Source organism: Nocardia sp. NBC_00511, from assembly GCF_045161165.1.
GTDB lineage: Bacteria > Actinomycetota > Actinomycetes > Mycobacteriales > Mycobacteriaceae > Nocardia.
In genome coordinates, this window is sequence record NZ_CP107850.1 from 16,220 (window position 1) to 39,230 (window position 23,011).

Here is a 23,011-nt window from a genome sequence, read left to right on the forward strand (position 1 = left end):
TCGACGAGGGTGTGAGGCGTCCTCGATTCCTCAGGCGCTGATTCCCACTCACCGTCGAACTTTTCGCGCAACAGCGACCGCGGGGACCGCACGCAACACTTCCAGCTCCGCCGCGGGCACCGGTTGGTGCGTGGAATCGTGGACGTGGGGCAGCCGTAAACACACGTTAGCCGTGACGGTTCCCGCTGGGTCCGGCCAGGCATCCCCGACGAGGCGATCACGTACGTGGCTAGTCAGGCGGGCTGACACAGGTCGAGCGAATCTACTTCCCACCCGCGGAAACAGCTAGCGAGCATGGCCCCGATCGATCAGTCAGAATTAGGGTCCTCCGCTCGAGCGCAGCGAGGTTGAGAAGCCGTCGAGGGAAGAAGGAAGGAAAGAAATGAGTAGACGACTGTTGTATGTCGCCGCCCGGTTGATCGGCGCGAAGACTCGTGTGCGCAAGTACATTTGGGACGTAAGTTAGTCTTCGCGCCAGAGAGGTGCCCGTCATGACGGGCACCTCTCATCTGGTTCGCAGTGCAGGAGAGATTGTGCCGATCACCGACAGAAAATCCCATTCGGAATACGTTCCGACCACTGGCTTGAGTCAGGCGGCCGCAGCGTCGGCATTAGATACCGACCAGCTGGCTTTTCCTCTGGAAATGGCACGTCGATTCGGCCCTATCGTACAGCTGTGGCCCGGAGTGATACAGGTCACAGGTGCCGACGTGGTGGACTCTGTGCTGCGGCGAACCAATCGAGACTTCTTTGTCGATCGAAATTTCCTGTTCAGGAAGATCGATTACGGCTCGAAGGCATCTCAAGTCAAACTAGATGCCTGGATGAAGCTACGTCGGACAGCAATGTCTGCCATGACTCCTGCGCGTTTCGGTCAGCATGCGCCATGGCTCATCGACCAAGCGAACATACTGGTCGACTCTTGGCTCCGCCGCGGCAGCATTGCGGGGATTCTTCCCGAAGTAGCGCAACTCACCGGCGCGTCGATAACCAGATTCACACTCGGAGACCGGCATGCGAGGGACGTCCGCGCCGCTACGGACGCAATGCTGGACGCGCTTCGTCACCTTTCTCTCGGCCGGTTCGAATGGCCCGGATATATTCGAGCGGTACAGCCTCGCGAATGGCGTGCCCGCCGTACCTTGAACGATTTCATGGAGGCGGTGCACGCTAGCCTGAAGACTCGCGACAGAAACGGCCTCATCGATGTCATGAGCCAGCCCGAGTCAAACGAGGCTGCGGCTGAACTCGTCAAATCGCTGTTGTTGAACGGACAAGAAGCGCCCGCTGCGGCGGTCTGTTGGGCCTTGGTGGAACTCGCCCGTAATCCCGAAGAACAAGAGCGGGCCGCTTCCGCAGCATCCCGTTGGGATGGCTCTCTGGCAGTTCCGAAAGAGATCGGCCGGGTGGTTGATGAGACCCTGCGGTTATGGCCGCCGGCACCGCTGTCCGGCAGAGTCACCGGTGAGTCTGTTTCGCTCGGATCCTGGATGCTGCCCGCCGGATCGACGATCTTGCTGCCGTTCAACGTCATCCACCGCACCGCAGAACGCTTTCCCGAGCCGGACCGATTTGACAGCACAAGGTGGACACTTCTCTCCCCGCCGCACGGTTCGTACGTGCCGTTTGGTGGCGGGGCACGGTCCTGTCTCGGTGCGCGTTTCGCTCGATTCGAGGTTGCGACGATACTGGCCGCTGTACTGCGGCAATCTCGGGTAACTTTGAACGGGAGTGTGCGACCGAATCCGGGGCGGATTCTGACGCCGGTCGGATTCGACCTCCGGTTGCGCCCGCGCCGCTGAGGGCAAAGGCAAACTCGTCCGTGTGCCACCGGCGATGCTGACGTTTCCCTCACTGTGGAGAGCCCGGTCTCACCGTCGGGGGAATTGGGTCGACTCCCGAGCTACACCATTGTGCCCGCTCGCCGAACCTGTCGCTGGTGACCACTCCTCCGCCACGGCCCCGAACGCTTGCCCAGCAACGAACAAGCGGATCAGACACCCGAACATGCTAACGGGGAGCCCGGGCCGGTCAGGAGCCAGTATCGGCATCGGCCCGGATGGTCCGGAATGGACGCGGACGGATGTCCGGGAGGCGGATACGAGAATGCCCCGGTCATGCCGCTCTTGTTGCCCTTGGTGGTCAGCAGGATGATCGGCTTGCCCTGCGGGCGCGAAGTTGTTCGGCCAGGTCGGCGAGTTCGATTCCGCGCCCGAATCGTTTGCGGTCGTGCACCACCAGGGTGACTGCGCGGCGATGCCAAGGCAGCCGCGGTTCCGTAAGGCCTGGTGTCAGTGAGGGTTTGTGACATCCTCACCGGCCCAAGTGACCGGGACTTGAAGTTGAGCTCGCCGCCATGACGCGCGGACCAGCCCACTGGAGAGCGTGGAGGCACTCCGGCGTCCGGCCGCGAAACGCCCGATCCCGACCTAGCACTCACGATGCCGAAAGCGCAGCCAGAAGGCTGATGAGGCCTCGTGGGCGTGCCCCCATCGCTGGTGATACCGGAGGTCGTGGGCGCGTCATAATTTGGCCGTGACCCCGACACCGAGAGCTTATGGCAGGTAGTTCAAATGTCGAACGAGAACAAGACGCTTGTGGTTGATCAGCACGAACTGCAGCATCACAGCGACTTGCACGACCAACGGGCCGCCGAAGTCAGTCGGGCCGCAATCCCGCCGATCGATCACTTGAACAATCTGGGTAATGAATTGGGTGTGGCCGGGGCGGTCGGCGCGCAAGCCTTGGCCGACTATCACGCGATCCACCGTCAGTCGCAGTTGAATACGATCGCGGACACACACGGTGCGATCCGAGATTTCTTGCGCTACTCGGTCATTCCGAGCTTCCTCGGAGTCGACCAGGAGAACGGCGGCCGGGTCAACGCTGCCGGTGATCTTCGGCCGGTGGGCCAATGACGCAAGGCATACGACCCGATGGACCCTCAGCGGGCGATCTGGGCAGCTCACTTTCCACAGACAACGGCAAAACGGGCTTCGTGCGGCTGATCGGCGGCGCTACACACTCGAACTACATGGTGTCGCCGAATGGCCTGTACGCTGTCGAAGCCGACGCGGCGGACACTCCCGGCGTTCCTGAGATCTATCGGATTCTCGGGCCGGGCGGCAAGATCACGGGTGTCGGCTTACTCTCCCCACCAGCGGGCTCGGATGGGCACATCGATATCAGCGACGATGGCAAAATCACCGAATATGCCACGCCCGGTACGAGCAAACCGGTGCAGTCCATTGCCTCGACGATATCGAAACCCGAGCCAGGTGAATGCCTCATAGTCAATTCATCCCAGGCACCTGCGCAGGTCCAGGCCGCCATCACCGACCCGCAGAGTCTGACACAGAACATACTCGGTCAATTCGGGTCGAAGACGCCGGCGGTGAGTCGCCCCGGTGAGTCCGGAGATTTATTGGTGTGACAGCTCAGCGGGTTGCCGGGCTGGTTGTTGAGCGTAGTAGGCCGCCTCGAGTTGGGCAGGCGGGATGTCGCCGCAATTGCGGTAGAGGCGCCGGTGGTTGAACCAATCGACCCATTCGGCGGTAGCCAACTCGACGTGATCGACTGTGCGCCACGGTGCCCGGGGTTTGATCAGCTCGGTCTTGTAAAGGCCATTGGTCGTCTCGGCGAGCGCATTGTCGTAGGAGGATCCGACCGCCCCGACCGAAGGCTGGATCCCGGCCTCGGTGAGCCGCTCGGTGAACGCGATCGATGTGTATTGCGATCCTCTATCATTATGGTGGACAACCTCTTTCACGTCCCATCCGTCGCGGTTCCGAGTCCAGATGGCATGTTCGATCGCATCGAGCACCAACCCGGTGGTCATCGACGTCGAAGTCCGCCAGCCGATGATCCGGCGGGCGTAGGCATCCACGACGAACGCCACATACACCCACCCCGACCACGTTGAGACATAGGTGAAGTCGGCTACCCACAACCGATTCGGTGCCGCTGGGGAGAATCTGCGCCGCACCAGATCCGCCGGCCGCACCGCGGCAGGGTCCGAGATCGTGGTCCGTTTGACCTTGCCGCGCACCGCACCTCGCAATCCAAGGCCACGCATCAGTCGTTCCACCCGGCAACGCGCCACCTCGATGCCCTCCCGGTTGAGCTGCAGCCACACCTTCCGGGCCCCATAGACGTCATAGTTCTCGCGGTGAACCCGCGTGATCTCGACCGCCAGTTCCTTGTCCCGGTTCTCCCGCCGGGGCGGGATCCGTTTGCGGTGTTCGTAATAGGTCGATGGGGCGATCTTGACGCCGAGCTCTTCGAGCGCGGCGCAGATCGACTCGACACCCCATCGCAGACCGCCGCTCGCACGGCGGCCCTGATGTTCGCTGATGAACCTGACGGTCAGCGCTGGGGCCGGTCCAGTTCGGCCGCGAAGAAAACCGATGCGGCTTTCAGAATTCCGTTGGCGCGCTTGAGTTCTGCGTTCTCGCGTCGCAGTCGCTTCAACTCTGCGGACTCGTCGGTGCTCACTCCGGGGCGGGTTCCACCGTCGATCTGGCCCTGGCGCACCCACTTGCGGACCGTTTCCGGTGTTCCCACACCGAGCAGATCGGCGACCGCCTTCATCGCAGCCCACTCCGACTCGTGCTGATCCTGGATCTCTATGAACATCCGGACCGCTCGCTCGCGCAGCTCGACCGGGTACTTCTTCCTCGACGACACGACTTCCATCCTTCACAGATGACGAAGTCCCTGGACTCACCGGGGCGACTCAGCGGTGGTCAAGCCATATCCACTAACAGCGTCGAACTATGCTACTTTGGACAGCAACCAAGGTGACGTCGCGAGCGCTTATAACACAACACTGGGCTTGATGACAGATCAGGAAAAGACGTGGCCCGCGAGTGATAAGGCCGCAATCGCAGCCTCCGCCAAAATGGTGGGGGCGAACGACAAATACTACAGCGAAATCATAGGTGTCGTCGCTAATTTGAATACGCTACTGCGCGCGCTGATGCCCCCGGATCCGAGCTCCGGCAAATTTGATTCCTCCAATACAGACGCAATTCTGTCGAATGTTGCCACGGCGATGGGCAACGTGAACCAGAGCTATCAGGGTTATATCACGGAAGTCGCGGATGCGGCGAAGGCGCTGGCGAACAGTTATGTCGTCAAAACCGGCGACAACCTCAGCGGGATCGCCGCTGCGCACGGCGAGACCTGGGAGCAGCTGTACGCGCGCAACAGCAAGGTCGTCGGATCCGATCCGAATCTAATTCAGCCGGGGCAGAGACTGGCACTGAAACCATCCCCGGCTCCGGCTGTGCCGCCGGAGGAAGCAGCGGTGACCCCGGCACCGAGCAACAGTCAGCATCTGCTGGCGGACTGAAAACCCCGAATGACGAGCGGCGCCCGGCCAAACGAGAGCCAGCCTCCTCAGCCGCGTTATCAGTGACTGTGGCAGTCTCAAAAGGTCTCCGCAATCCGGTAAGGCCTCGAGGCGATGAAACCGACGGTCGGGGTCGCGGCACCGTCGACAAATGCCTTAATAGGGACGCATCGACGAGATCTCTTCGCGTCCAGAAAGTGCGCTCCGACCACCAGAGCCGTTGGACAGATATGGAGCTGAATATGCGTGCGGGGCATCATGGGACTGGGCCCGGGGTGATCGCCCCGGACGGCAGCGCGGTCGAGCTCTACTCGCGGTTGCCGGTTGGTATCGAGCCGGACATCGTCGCTGCGGCCGTGCCGGTGGGTGCGTCCATCCTGGAGCTGGGATGTGGCGTAGGGCGCGTAACCCACCCGCTGTTGGATCGGGGTTTCACGGTAACTGCCGTGGACGAGTCCCAGGAAATGCTCGACCGCATCCGCGGGGCGCGGGCGGTACACAGTTCGATCGAAAACCTCGACCTGGGCGAGACATTCGACGTCGTGATGCTTGCTTCGTACCTCGTACATACACCAGATGTCGAAGTGCGGCGTGCGATGCTTCGAACCTGTGTCAGGCATCTCGCAGGATCCGGTTGTGTGTTGATCCAACGAGAAAAGGAAGACTGGCACACGAACCTGCCACGCGAGCATAGCAATCCCAGCGGTTTCACGGTGCGGATCCTCACAGCGGAACCCATGGGCGATGGAGTGGACTCGGTCTGTGCGGAGTACGAATTTCCGGACGCCGTATGGGCGCAGACGTTCCTGTCCCGACCAATGACAAGGGAACAATTCGAGAGGGCTCTCGCAGAGGTGGGCCTGAGGGTGGACAGATACCTAACGCAAGACCGGACATGGGTACGCGCGAATATCGGCGTGTAGAAGAGTTTCGGCTGTCATCACCAAAACAAACGAAGTTCGCGATGTGCACTGGCAGAGGACGTTCGCAGGCAGGGTGGATGGTGCTCTGCCTGGCTGCCGATGGCCCCGTGACGGCCGCATCGGCGGTGGTGACTGCGGGGAGGGCCTTGTCGAGGCCGGGGCCGTTGCGGCAGCGAAGTCGCTGATGGCCTCATGGAGTGCGGCTATTGTCGGCATGTCTGTGGCGGCGAGCCGACTTACCAGCCCTGGCAAGGTCCGACATGGAGGGTACCGACCGATCGGCCGTTTATACTCTGCTGACTCACAAGCATTATGTGATCGGTCGGCCTATGTTCGAAGAATCGATCGTAAATGCGTGGGCAGATCTCCGAGACCAGTTGATCCCCCTCGCGAAGAGCACTGCGGAAGTGCGGGCAGCTCCGCCTCGTCATGCCGCCGAATTTCTTCGAGATACTGCCTCGAGAATCTCCGCTGTCGACGAATCGAATGCTTCGAAGATCGCTGCCGCGTGGGTCGGAGACCCAGGGTCATTTCCTCATCCGACACCGCTGGCCACTACTCTCGAAACGGCCGAACGTCCGAGTCCAGCAGATGAATTCCTGGGAGACATCTACGGAGATCAGTATCACACTGACAGCTCGGCCGCAGCGCAGGCGGACGCGCGTTCGTTGATAGCGGCGCCGGCGCGGTTACACCGTATCGTCGCAGCTCACATGCGAGAAAGTCCGCATGGCGGGATTTGGCTGGGTGATAGCGGCATTCTGGACCTGGGCCATCCGATATTCTCCGCACACCGCGGTGTCACACCACTGGGTTGGCCTCCTGGCTCGAGTTTCAACGATCTCCGCGGCGCCTACGACCCGAACTCTCGGGCAGTGCTTCTGGGCGGCCACGACAAGCTCACCGCCGGCATAAACGGCCCGCTCCACGAACTCGGTCATGCAGCCGATTATGCCTTGGGGCGTCCAAGTCAAGCACCAGCTTTCGCCGAAGTTCACAGCAGCGTGCTTCCGCTAATACGAAGGACGAACTATCCGGGCAGTGTCGCCTATTTCGCACAGGCTGGCGAAGCGGGTACGACGGAGCTCTTCGGCGAGGGACTCGCCTGGTTCTACGGAACTGAACAACCTGAGAGCTTCGTCTGGTTCGACCACGCAGCGCAACCGAGCTTCCTCAACTCCGTCGCCGCCGGCTATCACCTGACAGACTATTACCAGGCATTGGAATCGAAGTCGGGAATCACAGCATGAGTGAAGACCACCGCCACGTCCGGCGGCTGAACGATGGGCGCATTCTCGTGTCGTACTCCACACAAGAGCCCGACGGTACCCTGCTCGACGGCTCAGTCACGATCAGCCCCGGGGACCCCGCATATGCCAGCTGGTGCACAGAGATCATACGCCGGGAAAACTATACGAACGCCCACGACGACTCGCGCGACTACCAACCCATCGACTACGAGAATCTCGCCATGTACCCCGAGCAGCCCGATGAGAAAGAACGGGCTCCATGGTGATAGAAATCCCCCACGATGTGGCGCTGTTCCTCAACTACACCGGTGTGCCGTACCCGGACATCAACGAGGACCAAGTCCACACGCTCGGTACCTACGTGCGGAATTTCGCGAGCGGTGTGGCGAGCACGCACAATACCGCGACCGGCGTGATCAAGGATATGGGGAAAGTCTATTCAGGCTATTCCTACCAGGGGTTGGCCTCGAGTTGGGCTCGGATGTCGACATCGCACATGGCCGACATGGACGCAGCGTGCGGGGCAGTGGCCGATTCCTTGGAAGCCGCTGCCCTCGCGATCAGGGTTGCCAAGGTCGCGGTACTGTCCGAACTCGCCGGGCTAGCCACGAGTTACGCCGCCGCCATGACCGCTGCGATAGCCACCGACGGGTTGTCGGCCGCGATCGGGCAGGCGATCGCAGCGGCCGCGCGCAAACTATGCGAGGCGATGACGCAGGCTCTGATCGGATACATCGTGTCCGAGGTGATCGAGAAAGCGGTCGAGCCGCTCAAGCATGCCATCGACCGAATGATCCACGGGATCGTGGACGATATCGGAGACCACCTGCTCGGCACACCGCTGGGAAAATCCGATCAGTCTTTGTACATCGAGCCGGACGCGGTTCTCAACTACACCAACGTCTTGAGCGGTCTCGCGGACGACATCCTCCGGCAGGCATCAGATTTCGCGGACAAGGCCGCGAGCCTGGACTTCACTTCATCCCGAGCCGTCGACGACGGTACCTACCGCGCGCCTGCGCTCAACCTGGTTGCGAATCCCACTGCCGCAGCGGAATCGCCCGGCAGCAACAACCACCACTCTCCCACGCAGGCGGCGTACACCCCGCCGATAGAACCGCCAGGCGTGCAGGCCAAGGTCGACATGCTCGGAGGGCACGCACGCCGCCACGCCGCCACGGCGATGTTCGCCGACCCGGCCGAGACCGCCGGGCACCCAGCACATCAAACCGCTGGCCGATTGCCAGCGGTAGACACTGCGCCGCACACAGGACCTGTTGACACACAACCGAATCCGCACATCAGCGATGAGACCATCAGCGCGGCCGGCACTCATGTGGCCGCGGGTACCAATGGCGGGGTGCAGGGTCACGAACATATCTTGACCGGAGCCAGTTCCGGGCCGACGGTGCCGAAGGGTGACGCCGACGTCATCGCCCAGCACGAACCCGGCGGTGCACCCGCCGGTCATATCCGACAAGGTGCGGATGGCGCACAGAGTTCGATGTCCGATTCGGAATTGCCGTCGATTACGGACTCGCCGACGATCGCCACCTCGGCGATGCAACCGTATCAGTCGGACCGTTCCCTCGAATCCGCAGATGATGCCCACGGTTTGTCATCACTCAACCCGCCGACCGGCTCGGGGCGTGCGGGACAGGAAGCCCTCCAGCGCGTCACTCCATGGCGAAAGCGCCCTCATCGCAAGGCCGTTCGCAAGAACACCAACTCGAAAGCGACCCCCGACCCCGCAACGCCATGGACGGGCCGAACGGTCCCGCCGAATTCCGAAACCATCGTCTTCGCGCCACAAGGCCAGCGACCGACGCCGAAGCGGACCGACCAGCCCTCCAGTACCGCGCGCACCGAAGACAGCACGCACACTTCGGACTCGGGATCGTTCGATACCGGTGTTCCGGAGAACGAGTCGGCGAACGCGACGCCACAGCCCGACTCGGTCTCGGAGCGCCGCCGCCCGACAGTGGTGGCACCATCGGGCACCGCCGACAACCGTCCCGAGCCGACCACCGAAATCCCTTTCAAGTCTTTGTGATCCGCTCACGAAGAGATGGTCGCCTGCGGAATGCGCGAAGGCTGCTGCGATTTCGGGTGTGTGTGCCGAACCAGCGTCGCGTCGGCGGACGGGTAGTGCAGGCTAGCTCGGCCAGCAGAGGGCGCACCAAACCTGCGACGGACTCGAAGTCAGGGCTGCGGCAGACGAGGTGCCGCAGAGCGGACCCCCAATTAGAATGCCGGCAGCTGCAGCAGCAATAAGAATTCTTCGCATCATGCTGACGATTCTGACTGTGCTCTGTACAGAGAACATCGGCCGATGCACTGATGTCAAAGAATCGTCCAGGCCGGTAGCTGCTGCGAGTCGGCAGAATTACCCGCTGCGCCGCCGCCGGCTCCAGGTGCTGGAGCAGGAGAGCGAGGTGCCCTACCTACCTGCCCCTTAAGAGCTCGACACCGAAGGGATCCTGTGGCGGCGTGACCGGTGATGCAGCTAACGTAGGGAGATGGGGCAGCCTTCCTAGCGAGGCTGACGGCACCCTCTGGCATGCACCGTTAGGTGACACCCCATTATATGGGGCATCGTTGCGGGCCTGACCATCACCTAATCAGACTTCGGGGTTGCGAGTGGAAACGTCACGTGACGCACGTCCACGCTGGGCCTGACGGGATCACTCGGGATTCCTTGTTCCCTAAAATATTGGGAGAAGGGCGTGGCCTAACTTCCTTCGAATTTCAGGATTGCACGATCGGTGGAGAAGCTGTTATGGCATACTTCAGTCGAGAATTCATCACTATCCCCGAGAAATATAAGAATCAAATAATGAATAAATGGCCAGATCTAAACTTGCGTCGATACACCCACATCTTAGTCAACATCGATCAGTCTGCAATCTTTGTGCAATCAGGACATATTATTTCGGTAATGGACCCAGGTAGACACCGAATCGATCCTGAAGAGCTCCCCATTCTCGGAGTTTTGGCCGCTGAATTCTGTGGAGGAGATTACTATCGAGCTGCGCTGTACTTTGTTCCCAACTATCCACTACAGAAATACGATTCGGTGGAAGGGTCGGAGACATCTCCGATTCGGTGAGCGAACAGACGGTGAGCGTGCGAGTATTCGGGAACTTTGCACTGGGTGCTGCCGATCCAGAACACACGATCATAAACTGTGCGGGGACGCAAAATCTCACCGATCCGACGCGCCTTCACATTTGGTGTGGAGATCTTCTTTTGAAGTCCATCAAGGTCAGGGTGACAAACGGGATCATGGGCGGAGAACAGCCAATACCGGGCATATCGACAAAAATGGACCCGATTGAGGAAGCTCTACTCCGGCACGTTAACATGACACTGAATCAATTTGGTTTACAACCGTTCGAATTGTTGACTTCGATATCAGCTTGATGCCCCAGGACGAAGACCGCCTCAAACATCTCGCGAAAGATAAACCTACGTGGGCCTCGCGGGCGGCTTTCGTCAGTATACTGCCGGGGAACTGCTCCTCGGAGCAGCGTCGGGATTCGCCGGTAGCCAGGGCGCAAACGGTGCGACCCTGAACAACGCACTCGGGTTGTACGCGATGCGCACCCAGTCGGATCTTCGAACACCTGTCGTTGGACCCTCCTGTAGCGACTGTGGAATGGCTAGACCGGCCAGCGCCCGATTCTGTCGCTATTGCGGCACGCAACTGATGCCAACACAGGGTCAGCCTTGTATCGGCCGCCGAACACTGTGGTGGGATCCGCAAAATTCTATGGGTGCTGTGGTGGTCGCGGAGGGCAAATGTGGCACAAACTCGAAGAGGCTCCACTCCTCGACTCGAGGATGCACGAAACGCATAACTCGGTCCTCTGACGGATGTTCGTCCACCGTGTCCGGAGGGAAGGTGGTTCGTACAGACCGAACCGATGTGGAGGACTTCACCATGAAGGATCGTGCTCTTCCCTCGAGTGTGCAGGCACTGATCAGGTCGATTCACCTACCTCTGGCAGTAGCTGACTGCATTCGTCCGGCGGGGACCCATTTCACGGACATCGCGGTCGCGGTCGACGACTACCTGACGCGACCTTATGTCGACCCGGAGATCCACGGAGCACTCGCGCTGATGGGCGCGTACGCGCACCTGGATGCTTGCGAAGATTTGGTCGCCCAGCGATCGGATCGGGTGCGTCAACTACTCGATGAAGCGCTCCGATATGGGATCGACGCCGAGGAGGCGGCCCCTCTGCGCACTCGCGCCGAGCAGTACGCCGGAAACCGGAGCGACAACGGGTAGAGATGTTCGGATCCCAGGCCGACCACCTCGGATCAGACGCCTCATTGCCGAATTTGAATGATCGGGCTATTTCCCGATCGTCGACACCATCATTGCGCCACCATGGCGGCCGGAATCCTGTTATGACTCTTCCACGCTGTGGCGAGCCTCGATCAGTATGCCGGTCCTAGCATCAGCCAACACTCGACGGAACCGACGGCGGGACGAACACGCATGCGCACGAATCCCCGAAAGCCCACTTCTATTTCACCGAGACGGCGGGAGAAAGCGATCGGTGGTCCCACCTTGGTGACACTGCTCGCCGCCGCGGTCGAGCGCAACCCCGACCACACTGCCCTCATCAGCGACGATGCCGAACTCAGCTATCGCGCCCTCGACGGCCTCGGTAACGCACTCGCTCGCCGACTCTGCCGACAGGGGCTCGGCACCGAAGACCTTGTCGCACTAGCTAGCAGCCGGGATCACGACGGAAGGCGAATGCCATGTGACAGTGCCGACTCGGGTGACACCATAGGTAACAAGCACCACCGCCAGAGTCGATGTGATCGCGCCGAGAAGGTCGAAGGTTCTGCGGGTTCGCGACGCGCCCTGGGCACGAAGCGCATGACGGCGGCGACCGCGACGAGGCAGATCACTGGGTTGATCGCGAATATCCAACGCCACCCCGGGCCGTCGACCAGCACTCCCCCGGCGACGAAACCCAGCGATCCACTGACCGCGGTCGCGCTGCCCCAGGCAGTAGACGCAACGGTCCGTGCTCGGCCTTCCGGAAAAAGTGTGACCAGCAGTGCCAGCGTCATCGGTGAGGCGAAACCGGCTGCGACGCCCTGCACGCCGCGGAAGCCGATCAAAGCGGTGGCGTTGGGTGCGAGAGCACAAGCCAACGAGGCCAGACCGAACATCGACGCGCCCGCGATGAAGACGCTGCGGTGGCCGTATCGATCGCCGGTGCGGCCGCCGAGCGGCAGGGATTCGCCGAAGCAGACTGTGTACGCCGTGATAACCCACTGCAGCATGGAGGCGAAAACCCGAGGTCGCGTTGTAATGCTGGAAGCGCGACATTGACGACTGTGATGTCCAGGGCTACCAGCAGTTGCGCCGTGCACAACGCCGCTAATGCCACCACATATCCTGTGGTCCAACGGAATTCGACTTCACGACCCACGGTCGTCGAGGTGGTCTTGCGCATGTTCCCACGATGCAGGTCAATGTGCACGTGAAGTCAAATAAGCCAACCGTGGGTGAGGTGGCCGCTGTGTTCGGGGTGGCCCCACACGTGCTTCGATATCGGGAAACCGAGGGCTTGCTGCATCCACAGCGGCGCGGGAATTGGCGCTGCCACGGCATGGAGGACGTGCGCCGTGTCGCCCTCATCTTGCTGGCTCGCGATGCCAGCTTCGGCATCCGCCAGATACAAGCGCTCCTGTCCACGCCGGACCCGATGGCGCAGCCGGACCTGTTACGCGCCCACCTGCGACACCTCGACCAGCGCATCGCCCAAGCCCAGGCCACCAAAGAGCTCATCGACCACGCCATCAAGTGCCCCGATGCCTTCGATATATGCCCGCACGCACGAGAAAGGATCACCGAGCGAATCCCCGCTGCCCTGCGGACCTCCGAGGCTAGAACACAATCGTCTTGTGCGGGCCGGGCCATAGCCGCGCCTCTGCCGCGTGGCACTGCACACAACCAACTCGCAAGATAGGATGCCGGTGAGCGAAACTTCTTACTGCCGAGCGTCTTTGGCATCTCGCTTCACGGCTGCTCGACGACTCCAAGCATTTTCCGCGCATGGGCCGTCTGGGCATCCGATCGCGCACAGCAAACTTCCTTGATCGCTTGTCTATTGGGAGCTCCGCACTTGACGATGCTTCGGATTCGAACAGACGGATGAGACTGTATTCACCAGAATTCGCCGCAGACCCCCACCGCGCCTACGACGAGATGCGGCGCAGCGTAGGGCAACTCGTCCCGGTGGAAGTCACCGCAGGTGTGCCGGCGACTCTCGTCCTGGGCTACCGCGCCGCCCTGCGCATCTTGGCCGACCCCGCCCACTTTCCGGCCGATCCCAGTACCTGGCAAGCCACGATCCCCGCACACTGCCCGGCACTACCGATCATGGAATGGGGGCCCGTAAACTCCGACGAGGCAAGCGAATACCGCCACCGGTCCACCTACCTGGCCGTCATGAACGAGATCGATCTCTACCAACTCCGTGCCGTCGTCGAATACGAGGCAGTCTCACTGATCAACGAGTTCTGCGGCACCGGCGGTGCCGACCTGCTCAGCGAATACGCCATCCCGCTCACGGTCCAGGTAGTCAACGTCCTGCTGGGCCTGCCCGACGACACCGGCTGGCAGCTGTACGACATCCTCACCGCCCTGCGAGCCAGTACCGATGCCGTCAGTTCCAGGCCGCTCGACACCGGATTCCATGATCTGCTGTCGAGTATCGTGTCCGACAAACGATCCCAGCCAGGCACCGACATCATCTCCCGGCTCATACAACATCCCAGCGGCCTCGATGACGAGGAAGTCGTCGCGCAGACCGCTGTCATCTACCTCCGCGGCACCGAAACCACCTGGAATCTGATCGTGAACGCCCTGCTGCTGGCCACCACCGACGGTCAGTTCCGAAGCGGATTCCTCAGCGGCTCACTGTCAGTCCGGGAGGCAATCGATGAAGCGGTGTTCCTGGATCCGCCTCTGGCCAATGGTTGCGCCCGGTACCCGCGTCAACCCCAATCGGTCGAGGGTGAATGGCTGGCAGTCGATCAGCCGGTGCTGATCAGCTTGACCGCCTGCAATTCCGACGCCGCCCGCTCCGGCGACCGCCAGGGCAACCGATCTCATCTGGCTTGGGGGGCCGGACCACGATGCTGCCCAGCACAGTCAGTGGCCGCCGTCATCGTCCAAGAATCCCTCGACCAACTATTCGATGCCCTGCCCGACATCACCCTGGCCGTTCCCAAAGAACAGATGTCATGGCAAGCCAACGCATTTCATCGATCTCCCGTAGCAATGCCAGTGCAGTTCCCGCCATCCTCGTCGATGCCCCTGCCGCACCGAACCGCGCCGCGATGACCACAGTGCAACCAGCCATCACGGCCTCGGTCCTGAGACAATCGCGTCAGGCATTCGAAACACACTGCAGCGCTTTATATTCCGGCCTCGAAGTAACGGCGATCCGTGGGCAGTGGAGATCTCCAGGTGCCCGGGTACTTGGCGGTTCTCCGACTTCGAGCTTCGGGCGGTGGTAGTCGATGACGCTTTCGTATCACTGGAACGCTCGACGGACACACCGAAACCAGATTCCGTCCGGGCGACATGCAACCAGCGGTGTCCGCTCAGGATGGACGTCCTGCTGGTTCGAGGCCGCGTTCTTCGACCCCGCGGTATGCGAAAAAGGGTAGGAAGAATTGTGCGACCGGACCGACCATGAGTGCGTACAGGACGGTGCCCACCCCCACCGTCCCGCCCAGTAGCCAGCCCACGGCAAGCACGGTGAGCTCGATCAGGGTGCGGACGAGTCGGATGGAACGCCCGGTTGTGGCGGAGGTACCCGTCATCAGTCCGTCGCGGGGACCGGGCCCGAAGCGCGCACCGACATAGATCGCGATGGACAGACCGTTGAGGACGACACAACCGATGGCCAGCACGCACCGCGCCGCGAGCCCGAGATGTGGGGGAATGAGCGATAAGCCCAGGTCGGAGGAGAAACCGACGACGACGATGTTGGTGAAGGTCCCCAGGGTTGGCTTCTGTTTGAGGGGAATCCACAGCACCAGTACCAAAACACCCAGTACAGCGCTGATGGTGCCGAAACTCAGGGGCGTGTGGCGTTGGAGGCCCTCGTAGAGGACGCTCCAAGGATTGACGCCGACAGAGGCACGGACCATGACCGAGAGACTGAGCCCGTAGAGGGCGAGACCGACCAGCAATTGAGGAAAGCGCCTGAGCGGCCGCTCACCAAGGGAGACGTAGGTGAGCGGCATCTTCGGCGGGACCATCGACGAGACCTCATCGTGGCAGGTCCGACCGCCCGGAAATGCATGGTCGTCGCGCCCGGTGATTTGGTGTTCCACCGCCGCTACCTTGTGGCGCGGCGTTCTGTCTGAGGTGCTACCTCTTAGCCACCCGGTCGCCATATATGCCTTCACATCGTCGGTACGAGACAGGCTCTGGTCCCGGGCTCCGAATCGGTCCGTTCTGCCTTCTTCGGATTCTGTCTTCTCCCCGTGCACCCCCGCCTTCCCATTTGTGGGAGCTTGTTGGGTGGCAGTGCCGCATAGCCTCCAGGAAGGCATTGCCCTGAACGAAGGGAGAAATGCAATCGACCAGCTCATCGTGCCAGACCGCAGCATTCCCTCGCTGCGGTCACGATCGGTCTGGACTTCATCGGTGAGTCGATCGAGAAGCCCGATGAGGGAATTACACCCGCGGTCCGGCGGTGCTGTATTCCTCGGCGCGGTCGGCCAGCCTCGCGTCGTCGTCGAGATCGTGATAGCGGCGGTAGATCGTTTTCGTGCTGCGGGAGTAACTTTGGGTTGGTTCCTCGAGTCGGCCTTTCACGCGGACCTTGGCCATGCGTTCGCGGGTGCGCAGGTGGTGAGGTTGGCCTCGAATTCGGCGACCCTGGCCAAGGGTTTCGAGGAAGAACGTGCCGAACGGGTCGTACCAGTCATAGACCAAGGTGCCGAGCCCGAACAGCACGTCGCCTTGGCGGAGGTCGGTGCGGACTTGCCGGACTCCGGCCATGGTGTGGGCGAAGCGGTCGAACTGGGTCGTGGTCAGTCGACGCGCCAGTCTCGTACTGAAGCGGGAGTGAACTCGCGGACGTGGCCCCAAGAACTGTTCGAAGGAGTCGGGGTGAGGTTGGTTTGCGGGCATTCGCCCAGAAAGACCGCGTCGTAGAGATCTTTGCCGTCCGCAGCAGTTTCCACGCCAGCGACAACCCTCTCGTTGCGGTGAGGAATCAGTGCGGGGCAGTCGACCGTCGGCGCGAGGAATCGCAGTCAAGACAGGCGGGTCGGGAGCCGGCCGATCACGCGATCGGCCCGGTCCCGGGGCGGGTTGACCACGAAGGCGCACCTGGCCACCGACGGCAACGGCCGCGGCCCGGCGGTGCCGTTGAGCACGGGGCAAGCCGGGATTGGCCGATGATGCCAGCGGCGCTGGGCGCGATCGCCGTGCCCCGGCTCATCGGTGGTCCACCGCGTGGCCGTCCCGATCGAGCGCTCGCCGACACGCGGCGTACTCCAAAGCGAACCAACCGAACCGTTTTTCGCGGCGCAGGCATCGGTGCAGTCATCCCAGAGTGGGTGGATCAGTTCGCCAGCCGGAAGCTGCGCGGTGGTGCGGGTGGTCGGCCAACAGGATTCGACTCGCTCGCCGGCAAAGGCCGCAATGTCGTCGAACGCGCCTTCAACAAGGCCAAACACCTGGTGTGGGGTCGCCACCCCTTACGACAAACTCGGCCTGACCTGTCGGGCCGGGTTCGCCGTGACGCTGACAGTCGAATGACTGAAGCTATTGGGAGACAGGACCTAGGCCGCGTTGCGGATGAACTCCAGGATCAGCGGCAGGTCCGCAGTCGTCAATGGCCGGGTTTGCCCGCTGGTGAGATCCTTCTCGATCAACGAACGAATGTAGGCCGACTGACTGATACCCAGCTCACGGGCACGCTCCTTGCATGCACGGTCTACGGTGGCAGGCAATTTCACCGAGCGTGGGATCAACGCCTCATGGGCCTCCACGCCATGCACCACGGGGAGCTGCCAGCGGTGCTGGTATCGAAGACCAGCCGCTGGGTCAAGGCGTTGATCTCCGCCGGGGTCATCTTCTCGAAGTCAGTCATGTCGGGTCTCCCATTCCCTGAAATCAGCGATCAGCTCGAGGGTCGGGCGGAATGCGTTGATGATGTAAATGTCTTTGCCCTCGACGCGAGCCAGGATCACCAACGGGTCACCGCCGTCCGTACGTCCGACAAGCACCGACGCCTTCAAACCGGTCGCATCATCGACAGCAGGCATGAACCAAATCGGCCGCTCGCCAGTGAGCCAAGCGCTGATCAGGTCATACACATCATCAATGTCGATCCCGGCTTGGGAGAGCAGGTGCGCCAAGCCCCAATACCACGTAATCGCAACAACAGAGCGTACCGCAGACTACGACAGACTATAACGGCCATAGGCGCTACAAACCTTGATCCCTCGGCAAACCGCGCGGGGATACGTACGACCCGCCGGTGTCGGCGCCCTACGGGCGATTCGTGCGCCGATGCCCCGATCACGGACCCAATCGCGCGGCTGCGCGGCACACTACTCGGGTCAGCTCGCCAGCACACCCCGGTACCCCCGAGGACAGCATCGGCCCTTGAGCTGGTCGCACCCTACATCTATGAGGTGAAGCGACAGCTGACGTACACCGTCCTGGAATATCGTCGGGCCCCGGGGTACACCGAGTCGGAGTCTCCCGAGCCGTTCCTCTGCGTATGCAGCGTGACGATCGCGTCGGTTTCGTTGTTTACGTCGCCGACGCCGATGATCAGGTTGTAATCGGCATACTCTCGGGGGTCGACGATCCGTTGGCGTATACCGTTTTCATCGTTGAAACTAAAGCTCCCGATGGCCATGGTTGACCTCCGAACCGCATGGAAGTTATTCGAATTCTCAGCAGATTGATAATAGGACTGTTTGGTCTGGTTCGTTGTGCTCGGCCGGTCGAGCGCCTTCCCCGTAGTGGGAGTTCTGCGGCTGGCAGGAGCTCATGACTCAGAGGTCAACACAAGACGCGGCCGATGAAGTCGGGTGAAGGAGTTCAGAGCGCGCGGAGGCACCCGCCTGTCTGGATTCGGCAGAACGGCTGAGGTGCGAGCGAACGGGGTGCGAACCTGCCATGTCGGCGTACGAGAAAAACCATGATCCCCGACGTCGGGTGGATCGAGCTCGGCTGAATAGCGGCAACCTTGAGGAATTGTCGACCGAGCCCGATCCACACGGATCGTAGTACACCCGACTACGCGAGCCCGGGTATCGAACACGCAAACGACCACGAGTCGTGACTGCGAACACGCTCGATGACGGACGTCGACAGCACGCCCCCGGCCAAATGTCGACGCTGGATGGCACGATGGATTGTCCCGCGACAAGCCGACGGCCAAGTACGCTCAGACGTCGGAATCAGCGACATTCGCATGGCCTCGATGACCACGTCCCGTGTGGCCTCCAGCGACTCGCCCGTCAGTCGCACCCTAGTCTTGGACAGTCCTCGTTGCCCTGATGCGGTTGGCCCGCAACACGTTTGCTTCGCATCCACAACCATGCTGGTCGGTGACACGGCCCATCTCCATAGCGGCAGCATTCCGGTAGAGGAGCCGATAGGTGAGCTACCTGATCCGACACAGCGCTATCACAGAACACCGCACTGCAGCAGACCTCTTGCCGAGCAAGGATGAGCAAAATGGCTGCGTCGAGCGTGGCGCACGATGTGGCGTGTTGCCCCAGGCCGGAAGGCACCGCAGTACTCGCCTGTGAACTGCACGCATAGCGAATCATGTTCCCATATATGGGAATTCGCGTCATCCGCTCTTGGTGCCGATGCGTCTAGGGTCTTACCCGTCCCACGAGTGCCCTCGGTGGGACGAATGCGTCAGCCATGAGAGAGTCGCGGAACACATGCCTAGTCATCGGGATGACCGTTCGCGACCGGTGTTCGAGAACGAACATCGCTCAGCACCGAAAATCCGCTGATGGCTAACGCATGCAAGTCGCTTCCGGGCCCGGCAACGTCGGATCCCTCGGGCCCGGAAGCGACAGCGAACCGATTGGGCGCCAAGCGCATTGAACGACTCGAAGACGAGGTCGCGAGCACATGCACGGAGGTAGCCTCGGTGAGATCACGATTTCACATGACGGTCCTCGTACCAAAACGTCGTTGAACCCATCTGGACCGCCGCCCATATCGACAGGCATCTTGTGACTCCACAGCCGAGCACCCGCCCGGCATCGACACCGGGCATCAGCCGTGGCGACCCGGCTGGATCAGTGGGGCACAGGTACTTGAGGTTCCCCTGCTCTCTCGGAAGGCTTGGTCTATCAAACCCGGGATAGACCATCGGCGCGGAACAGGCCTGGGTGGACGCTGCCACAGTGACAGGCGACGCCTGCCCAGCAGAATGCGATCGGCAACAGCGCCTAGTTCGAATGTGGGCTTGCGCAGTGTTCGATCAAGCAGCAGGGCAGCAGGAAGATGACATCAGGCCCAGCATCGCCAAGTGGCTGAGACTTGATGCCTGTGACCGATCCCGTCATCGACGTTCCCATTCCTCCGGCGCACCCGACCTTCGGCCAAGTTGCGTCGCACACAGCCCTGGATCCATGCCTGCTCAGTACCTCGATGCCGTACCTCGAGCGTCGACCTCTGCTCGTGACGTCGCGCGGAGTGTCTGCGCCCCAACCGATATCGCGCAATTGAGCCGTGTCACCGACATTTCGACAGCGGGTCGCATTCCCAGGCGAGCTTCGGGCCGAGTCGAAACCGAAACGAGCTCCGGACCGCGTGCGTCGGTTCGGAGCTCGTTCGGGGGTAATCGCCTGTGATGATCGCATCAGCACATTTGACGGGTGCGATTCTAACGCGAGCTGTTCCAACCGGCGACCCCTCCCGTCACACGACACAAACTGATACCGTTGTTCAACGTGCCGTTAATTGACGACACATTAGGAGGGGTGTGTCGGCTCCGCCTGAGACTACTGCGCAAGTATCGCGCCACTGCCGATCGACAAACACAGTCCGCCGTCCTCGACCGGATGCTCGCACACTATCGGCCCGATGACATCGTCGTGACAACGGTACGCAGCGCTGATCAGGTGATCGCCTTCACACTGGCGCTACGCCACGGCGACACATTGCGACAGGTGTGGTGCGGACAGACTCCCGAGGCCTCCGGCGCCTACTTCGTCATGAACTTTCCGAGCGCGCGCCACGTTGTGCCGCCCAGTCGTCGGTGCCGCACTCGACATTAATGGGACACGAAGTGCGAGCAACTCCCCTAGCGTCCACACATTTGGCCGGCCAACTCCTGGTGAGGCCGCCCCTCCCTCCACCGTGCGTGGTCACGGAAGCTCGTTTCGAGGTCGATCCCGCGCACGGTCCCTATTACAGCTTCATTCCACACCCCGGAGACATCATCACAGAATCATCGGGCTACGTCGACGTCGGAGCGGTATTTCGATTTCGCGGGGGCTCATCGAGCCAGGTCAGCACCGCCCTAGAGCACACCCTTGCCGGGCTGCACGTGCAATACCAGCCGATCGCAACAGCCGATGCGACATGAAACCACCTTCAACTCACCCGCCCCAGGGTGTGAACCGCACAGCCGATCAGACCCAGCGATCGCTGTGACCAGCCTATGTCCATAGGACTGACTGGGACGCCGATGAAGCCGGTCGTCGACCCGCTCACCGCGGTGTCCCGCCAGTCCGCGATATGGACAATGCACGAACTCCTGCCACGCAGTGGCCGTTGCGTTGCCCGATCCCGGCAGTTTGGGCGCTTTTGGGTGTTGTTGTATTTAATTGCACTCATGCGCATATCTGAATAAATTCATGTACATAGGAGCATGCGCGCGCAGAAGTGCGACCGGAGCAGATACCAGCCAGCCAGCGGATCCCCTATGCATCATGACTGTCCGGACCGAGCACCCCGCTGGCGGCCGCCGGATCAGAATCGGACCGATCGACAGTCTCATCCACCGCCAAGAGTGGTTCGGCAAGGGTGGCAACCGATTCGAGAAGGCTGGCATGTGCATAGCCCAGAGCGGCCACGAACTCCTTTCCGATGAGGCCGAACGCGGCGTCACTCGTATTGAGGGTAGGGTCGTCGACGGCACATTCGACCGGTTCTACAGCATTGTTTTCCATGGGTACCTTCGAATAGTGATTGACATCAGGATCTCCACCCTGTGACATCGAGAACATCCCCGATCTGCCCAGGCTGATCGATGAGCGCTGCCGATGTTGCGCCTCGAAATCGCACATCGTCCGTTCGATGACATCCGCGTGCTGTGAGCTCTGAGTGCTCCATCCTCCACAAATGCGAAAGACGGAGATTTCGCATCACGACGACCTATCCCGTCATGACCAACGCATTTATCTTGCAACCTGGCGTGTTCCCAATGGTTGATGTCGTTCGACGCTGCCCAATATGTCACGACATAAATTCAGATCCGGGACTTGCTCAGCAGCCCGGCCGTTGTTCCGACACTAGCCCGACGCCCGGGGCCTCTGCGAGCAAACTCTTCCCAGATCCGGGAAGGCGTGTTCATGCCATCCGCTGCGTGCTGGCGAATACCTCCCTTGTCGTCGTCCACCTGACCAGCCTGGTCGACATCCAATTGCTGATCTGCACCGCCAGTGACGCGAACTCGAGTCGCGGTGGTGCACTCAGCTCACTGGTTCGTTCGGCGCGTTCGGTGTTTCTCGAATGCACTCGCGACGTGAAGATAGTGGAAACCGGAGATCGGGTCGCGGCTCGGCGGTGAAGTCAGCGAAATCTGCATCGAGTCAGGTCCGAAGCCCGGACATCCGTTGCAGCTATTCGTAGTTCTCTCGATATTTACGCGCCACGGAATACCGCATACCGGCCGATGTTGTGCGGTCAGCACCCAGCGATGCTGGATGTACCGGGCAATACCGGACAATGCAACCGGCTGACGTTCTGATCGGCACATCCGGAGACGCCGGCCCTGAAGTACTGGATCAACCAGATGCATACAGGCGACAGACAATGTCAGGTTCTCGTAACCTTCCCCGGCTTCCCGCCCCTCATCTATCGTGCCGATCCGGAGGTAGCGGCACGATTCGCCGAGGCAGCTACTCGCGACGGAATCACGATCAGTATCTCGCCCACGTGGTGCAGCAAAGCACCTCCCCTCCCCTGCGCGCGGCTGTGGGCAGCATGACCCAACACACCGCAGAACCCCTCGACGAGCGGCCGTGACACTCGCGTGCGTTCCCCGGGTCCGAAGCCGACCGGAAAGGCGCTCCCAGCCCTACGAAAGGACGACGTCGGGCAGGTAAGACCTCAGGTACCGCACCATGACGGATGTTCAGCACCGCTATCAGCATCTTCGATGGTTACAAGACAACGCCCGCCGTAGCCTCATGATGCCGACGAAGGACACACGATG

21 protein-coding genes are annotated in these 23,011 nt (G+C 61.4%); 13 read left to right on the forward strand and 8 right to left on the reverse strand.

The window, feature by feature from the left end; all coding sequences use genetic code 11:
- Nucleotides 1-491: 491 nt before the first annotated feature.
- From OG300_RS41410 to OG300_RS41420, 3 genes are all read left to right on the forward strand, one after another.
- Nucleotides 492-1,802, forward strand: coding sequence for a cytochrome P450 (locus tag OG300_RS41410; RefSeq protein ID WP_331723022.1), 1,311 nt, complete (start codon nucleotides 492-494; stop codon nucleotides 1,800-1,802).
- A gap of 771 nt (nucleotides 1,803-2,573) precedes the next feature.
- Nucleotides 2,574-2,918 carry a type VII secretion target gene (locus OG300_RS41415; RefSeq protein ID WP_331723023.1) on the forward strand — a complete coding sequence of 115 codons (345 nt, stop codon included), beginning with the start codon at nucleotides 2,574-2,576 and terminating at the stop codon, nucleotides 2,916-2,918.
- Nucleotides 2,915-3,433, forward strand: coding sequence for a hypothetical protein (locus tag OG300_RS41420; protein WP_331723024.1), 519 nt, complete (start codon nucleotides 2,915-2,917; stop codon nucleotides 3,431-3,433). Before OG300_RS41415 ends, OG300_RS41420 begins: the two co-directional genes overlap by 4 nt.
- Here OG300_RS41420 and OG300_RS41425 read toward each other — a convergent pair.
- Entirely contained in the window at nucleotides 3,422-4,726 is a 1,305-nt protein-coding gene (locus tag OG300_RS41425) for an IS3 family transposase (RefSeq protein ID WP_331723025.1), read from the reverse strand. The two genes, OG300_RS41420 and OG300_RS41425, sit on opposite strands and share 12 nt — an antisense overlap.
- A gap of 111 nt (nucleotides 4,727-4,837) precedes the next feature.
- Between OG300_RS41425 and OG300_RS41430 the strand changes: the two genes are divergently transcribed.
- The 7 genes from OG300_RS41430 (at nucleotide 4,838) to OG300_RS41460 (ending at nucleotide 11,820) form a co-directional block, all read left to right on the forward strand.
- Nucleotides 4,838-5,353: a LysM peptidoglycan-binding domain-containing protein gene (locus OG300_RS41430; RefSeq protein ID WP_405498950.1), complete on the forward strand. Its 516-nt coding sequence runs from the start codon at nucleotides 4,838-4,840 to the stop codon at nucleotides 5,351-5,353.
- A 242-nt stretch (nucleotides 5,354-5,595) separates the two neighbouring features.
- Nucleotides 5,596-6,276: a class I SAM-dependent methyltransferase gene (locus tag OG300_RS41435; protein WP_331723125.1), complete on the forward strand. Its 681-nt coding sequence runs from the start codon at nucleotides 5,596-5,598 to the stop codon at nucleotides 6,274-6,276.
- Between the two features lie 260 nt (nucleotides 6,277-6,536).
- Nucleotides 6,537-7,526 (forward strand): hypothetical protein, encoded by a 990-nt coding sequence (locus tag OG300_RS41440; RefSeq protein ID WP_331723027.1) that lies wholly within the window; start codon nucleotides 6,537-6,539, stop codon nucleotides 7,524-7,526.
- Entirely contained in the window at nucleotides 7,523-7,792 is a 270-nt protein-coding gene (locus tag OG300_RS41445; RefSeq protein ID WP_331723028.1) for a hypothetical protein, read from the forward strand. Before OG300_RS41440 ends, OG300_RS41445 begins: the two co-directional genes overlap by 4 nt.
- A complete protein-coding gene (locus OG300_RS41450) occupies nucleotides 7,786-9,579 on the forward strand; it encodes a hypothetical protein (protein ID WP_331723029.1) in 1,794 nt (597 codons plus the stop codon). The genes OG300_RS41445 and OG300_RS41450 overlap by 7 nt, the downstream gene beginning before the upstream one ends.
- 783 nt (nucleotides 9,580-10,362) lie before the next feature.
- Entirely contained in the window at nucleotides 10,363-10,635 is a 273-nt protein-coding gene (locus tag OG300_RS41455; RefSeq protein ID WP_331723030.1) for an SPFH domain-containing protein, read from the forward strand.
- Between the two features lie 819 nt (nucleotides 10,636-11,454).
- Nucleotides 11,455-11,820, forward strand: a complete 366-nt coding sequence (locus OG300_RS41460; RefSeq protein WP_405498953.1) for a hypothetical protein — start codon at nucleotides 11,455-11,457, stop codon at nucleotides 11,818-11,820.
- A gap of 461 nt (nucleotides 11,821-12,281) precedes the next feature.
- On the opposite strand, the gene OG300_RS41465 is transcribed toward OG300_RS41460, so the two are convergent.
- Nucleotides 12,282-12,836 carry an MFS transporter gene (locus tag OG300_RS41465; RefSeq protein WP_331723033.1) on the reverse strand — a complete coding sequence of 185 codons (555 nt, stop codon included), beginning with the start codon at nucleotides 12,834-12,836 and terminating at the stop codon, nucleotides 12,282-12,284.
- Nucleotides 12,837-13,018: 182 nt separating this feature from the next.
- On the opposite strand from OG300_RS41465, the gene OG300_RS41470 reads away from it, so the two are divergent.
- Both OG300_RS41470 and OG300_RS41475 read left to right on the forward strand, forming a co-directional pair.
- On the forward strand, nucleotides 13,019-13,525 hold the full coding sequence (locus OG300_RS41470) for a MerR family transcriptional regulator (RefSeq protein ID WP_331723034.1): 507 nt from the start codon (nucleotides 13,019-13,021) through the stop codon (nucleotides 13,523-13,525).
- Between the two features lie 86 nt (nucleotides 13,526-13,611).
- Nucleotides 13,612-14,904, forward strand: a complete 1,293-nt coding sequence (locus OG300_RS41475) for a cytochrome P450 (RefSeq protein ID WP_405498955.1) — start codon at nucleotides 13,612-13,614, stop codon at nucleotides 14,902-14,904.
- Between the two features lie 263 nt (nucleotides 14,905-15,167).
- Here the strand turns inward: OG300_RS41475 and OG300_RS41480 are convergent, their stop codons facing one another.
- The 5 genes from OG300_RS41480 to OG300_RS41500 all read right to left on the reverse strand — a co-directional run bounded on the left by OG300_RS41480 (nucleotide 15,168) and on the right by OG300_RS41500 (nucleotide 18,454).
- Nucleotides 15,168-15,905, reverse strand: coding sequence for a hypothetical protein (locus tag OG300_RS41480; RefSeq protein ID WP_331723036.1), 738 nt, complete (start codon nucleotides 15,903-15,905; stop codon nucleotides 15,168-15,170).
- Between the two features lie 346 nt (nucleotides 15,906-16,251).
- A complete protein-coding gene (locus OG300_RS41485; protein WP_405498957.1) occupies nucleotides 16,252-16,533 on the reverse strand; it encodes a hypothetical protein in 282 nt (93 codons plus the stop codon).
- A gap of 302 nt (nucleotides 16,534-16,835) precedes the next feature.
- Entirely contained in the window at nucleotides 16,836-17,279 is a 444-nt protein-coding gene (locus tag OG300_RS41490; protein ID WP_405498958.1) for a hypothetical protein, read from the reverse strand.
- 390 nt (nucleotides 17,280-17,669) lie between these two features.
- Complete coding sequence (locus tag OG300_RS41495; protein WP_331723040.1) at nucleotides 17,670-17,945, reverse strand: hypothetical protein; 276 nt, start codon at nucleotides 17,943-17,945, stop codon at nucleotides 17,670-17,672.
- A gap of 272 nt (nucleotides 17,946-18,217) precedes the next feature.
- Nucleotides 18,218-18,454, reverse strand: coding sequence for a hypothetical protein (locus OG300_RS41500; RefSeq protein ID WP_405498961.1), 237 nt, complete (start codon nucleotides 18,452-18,454; stop codon nucleotides 18,218-18,220).
- A gap of 2,176 nt (nucleotides 18,455-20,630) precedes the next feature.
- On the opposite strand from OG300_RS41500, the gene OG300_RS41505 reads away from it, so the two are divergent.
- Nucleotides 20,631-20,846 carry a GNAT family N-acetyltransferase gene (locus OG300_RS41505; RefSeq protein ID WP_331723041.1) on the forward strand — a complete coding sequence of 72 codons (216 nt, stop codon included), beginning with the start codon at nucleotides 20,631-20,633 and terminating at the stop codon, nucleotides 20,844-20,846.
- Nucleotides 20,847-21,494: 648 nt separating this feature from the next.
- On the opposite strand, the gene OG300_RS41510 is transcribed toward OG300_RS41505, so the two are convergent.
- Nucleotides 21,495-21,860, reverse strand: coding sequence for a hypothetical protein (locus OG300_RS41510; RefSeq protein ID WP_331723042.1), 366 nt, complete (start codon nucleotides 21,858-21,860; stop codon nucleotides 21,495-21,497).
- Nucleotides 21,861-23,011 lie beyond the last annotated feature (1,151 nt).